General features: G+C 66.9%; 4 protein-coding genes and 1 pseudogene. 4 read left to right on the forward strand and 1 reads right to left on the reverse strand.

Annotated elements, in window-relative coordinates:
- From QZV72_RS09620 to QZV72_RS09630, 3 genes are all read left to right on the forward strand, one after another.
- Positions 1-242, forward strand: a 242-nt coding sequence (locus tag QZV72_RS09620) for a hypothetical protein (RefSeq protein ID WP_297007866.1), incomplete at its 5' end; no start/stop codon positions are given.
- Positions 243-298: 56 nt separating this feature from the next.
- Positions 299-1150: a hypothetical protein gene (locus QZV72_RS09625; protein WP_297007868.1), complete on the forward strand. Its 852-nt coding sequence runs from the start codon at positions 299-301 to the stop codon at positions 1148-1150.
- 37 nt (positions 1151-1187) lie between these two features.
- A complete protein-coding gene (locus tag QZV72_RS09630) occupies positions 1188-2213 on the forward strand; it encodes a hypothetical protein (RefSeq protein ID WP_297007872.1) in 1026 nt (341 codons plus the stop codon).
- Here the strand turns inward: QZV72_RS09630 and QZV72_RS09635 are convergent, their stop codons facing one another.
- Positions 2214-2654 carry a cytidine deaminase gene (locus QZV72_RS09635; protein ID WP_297007875.1) on the reverse strand — a complete coding sequence of 147 codons (441 nt, stop codon included), beginning with the start codon at positions 2652-2654 and terminating at the stop codon, positions 2214-2216. It lies immediately after the preceding gene.
- A 14-nt stretch (positions 2655-2668) separates the two neighbouring features.
- Here QZV72_RS09635 and QZV72_RS09640 point away from each other — a divergent pair.
- Positions 2669-2943 (forward strand): annotated as a pseudogene (locus tag QZV72_RS09640) (thymidine phosphorylase); the annotation flags it as partial.

Raw genomic sequence — 2943 nt, forward strand, 5'->3', positions numbered from 1 at the left:
TGCTTGCCGACCCTGAGAACTCGGACCCGCTGTTACCGGTGACCGGGAGGTGGTCGACGAACCGAGCCGGTGCTGTGGCAGTGGTGCACCGCAATGCTGACGGGTCGACCTCGGTGATCTACGCACTGCACCAGTTCGTCGGAGCGGGAATGACCGACCGACAGTTGACGGCGACGATGTCCCAGACCTGCGAGTTGGTTGCGGACTGCATGATGGGACTCGCAGAGGAGATCACTGGCTGACCGCCCTCCGAATGCCCTCGACGCCCGCAGCACCGACCCACAAAAGAGACATCTGAATGAACATCTCCTCCCCGTCATGTCGACGCACCGGACTCGCGCTGGCCGCGGTCGTGACCACCAGTCTGCTCGGCCTATCAGCCTGTAGCAGTGATGACGCGCAGGGTCCTGGGTCCGAGACAGCGGCCGCTGACAACAGCTCCCCTGTGGAGGTTCCGGAGGCTGGACAGCCCGCCTCGACAGCACCAGCGGACCTGATCGTCGATGACACGCTGACCCCCGACGGTTACGAGTACACCCCGCCGGCGGGTGAGGATGAACCGTCGCTGGCCGAACTGCTCGGCGAGCTGGCCGATGACCCGGAACTCGCTGAGACCGAAGGACTCATCGGTGGCGAGGCACTGGGGGAGGCCACCACAGCAGATCCGGCACAGTGCACTGGCCTCGCCGTTGACGGACTGACGATGATGGACTGGATGTTCCGCCCCGCGGACACGACAGCCACCGCCGGCTACACCCGCCTTGATAATGACGAGGACGGCGTGTTCATCATGGTCACCACCGATGAAGTCGACCCGGCCTCATTCCCCGCAGATGTCTCGGAATGCGCCGAGTTCACCCGGGCAATGGAGGATGAGACCGACAGAGGTGTGTCGCACTACGCTGCCGACCCGGTGGAGATCGCCGTTGACGGTGCCGAGGTGCTTGGTGCTGCCCGGGTGACGCTGACCGGGGGAGAAGTCAACGGCGAGGCCGTTGAGGGCGAGGCCATCGGGTCGTCGATGATCACACTCACCGCCACTGTCGGCGGTGTCACTTTCACTATCGCGGCTTCTGAGACCACTTCCACAGAGATGATCAGTAGCATGGCGTCCGCCCAGGCACAGCGCATCATCAACGCCAACGGATAAGACATCCGGCACCGCCTCGAGGAGGAAGCGAGCTCACATGGCCCTGTGGAAGAGAAAGTCCAAGGACAATCGGCAGGCAGAGCAGGTGGCCCCGTTGTCCGCGCAACAGATCGCCCCTCGCCAGCCGCACCTCCCGGTGGAGGCAGCGTTCACCGTTCCGGTGCCCGGGCATGACGACATCGCCTTGACAGTCACCGCCACGGCCGGTGCGGCCCCGGATCGTGGTGAACCACCGATCCTGATCGCCCGCGCGGAATGGGACGGGGTGCTCGACGGAGAAGACCTGTTCGTTGTGGTCTTGTCGATCACCTTGTTCAATGCGGCGAATGCTGCACCCCGGCTGCAGCTCTACCGGGACACCGACGGGCATGTGCGCATGGCGCTGGACACCGTCCTGGCGGGTTTCGGTGGGTTCACCGAGGAGCAGATCGCCGACTGGGTGCCGATGGCCGCCGGACTGGGCGAGCACTTGGCGGAGATCGTCGAGCAGACCTGGCCGGGTGCCCCGCGAGTGGCACACACGGATGCTGCTGCGGGGCCCGCCAGGACAGGCACGGTGGTCGACGCTTCGGCACTGCCGGGGCTGCTCGCTGAGGTTGTCGGTGTGCAGGGCGCCGCGGGCCAGGCGGCACCGGTGACCCCGGAGCGGCTCGCGGCACTGTTGTTTGGTCCGGGTACTGAGGACCGGGTGCAGGATGACGGTGACGGCAGTAGGAGGGTGGGGTTCCACTGGAACGGCTATGACCTCGATGTGACGGTCGTGCATGACCTGCTGCTGGTCGACACGGGGGTGTACATCGGCGGACTGGACCGGCCGGAGTTGGAGGCCATGGCGACTGCGGTCGCCGCGCACAATGACAATGTCACCGGCACCGCGGCGGCGTTGGTGAATCTCGGCAGTCAGCAGGAGCCGGACTGGGTGGTCCGGGCGTTGATCCACCGCCCGCTGAGCCCGATGGACGACGGGCAGTTGGAGCTGACGATCATGAGCAGCGCGGCGATGGTGTCCAAGACCGTGGCGGACCTGCTCGGTCGACCCACACCGGGAGCTGCACAGCAGTAGTCACAGATCCCCCGGCCCGAAGGCGTGCGGCAAAAGCTCCACGAAGGGGATCGACCGCGGGGCGACCTCCGCGGCGTCCTCCCCGCCCTCCACGACGACCCGCGCACACCCGAACTCGTGGAGCACCTGGCGGCACGCCCCGCAGGGGAAACACGGCGCGGCGCCCAGGCCCACCACCGCGGCGACCTCGATCGTCGCACCGGCAGCACCACCCGCACCCAACAGCCCGTCTGCCACCGCCCGGCCCACGGCGACCCGCTCCGCGCACATCGCCAACCCGTAGGAGGCGTTTTCCACATTGCACCCGGTCACCACCGAGCCGTCGGAGAGCAGCAGTGCCGCACCCACACTGAACTGCGAATACGGGGCATAGGCGCGCCCAGCTGCGGCACGGGCGAGGTCCAGCAGTGACGCATCCGAGGGTCCGGCGGGAACAGTCATGGCACCATCGTGGCATGAGCGACCCCGACCAGCACGCAGAGCCCTTCGACGCCGTCGACATCATCGCCGCCAAGCGTGACCGCCACCGGCTCACTGACTCCCAGATCGACTGGGTCATCGACGCCTACACCCGTGGCGTCGTCGCCGAGGAGCAGATGGCGGCGCTGGCCATGGCCGTCTACCTCAACGGTCTCGACCGCGCCGAGACCTCCCGGTGGACCACCGCCATGGTGAACTCCGGCACCACCCTCGACTTCACTGACCTCGGGAAACCCACCGCCGACAAGCA

This window comes from uncultured Corynebacterium sp., from assembly GCF_902782855.1.
Classification (GTDB): Bacteria; Actinomycetota; Actinomycetes; order Mycobacteriales; family Mycobacteriaceae; genus Corynebacterium.

What these genes read in the sequence shown, in the direction of transcription:
- QZV72_RS09625 (WP_297007868.1), top strand. Translation starts at nt 299, where the DNA reads ATGAACATCTCCTCCCCGTCATGTCGACGCACCGGACTCGCGCTGGCC.
- QZV72_RS09630 (WP_297007872.1), top strand. Translation starts at nt 1,188, where the DNA reads ATGGCCCTGTGGAAGAGAAAGTCCAAGGACAATCGGCAGGCAGAGCAG.
- QZV72_RS09635 (WP_297007875.1), bottom strand. Translation starts at nt 2,654, where the DNA reads ATGACTGTTCCCGCCGGACCCTCGGATGCGTCACTGCTGGACCTCGCC.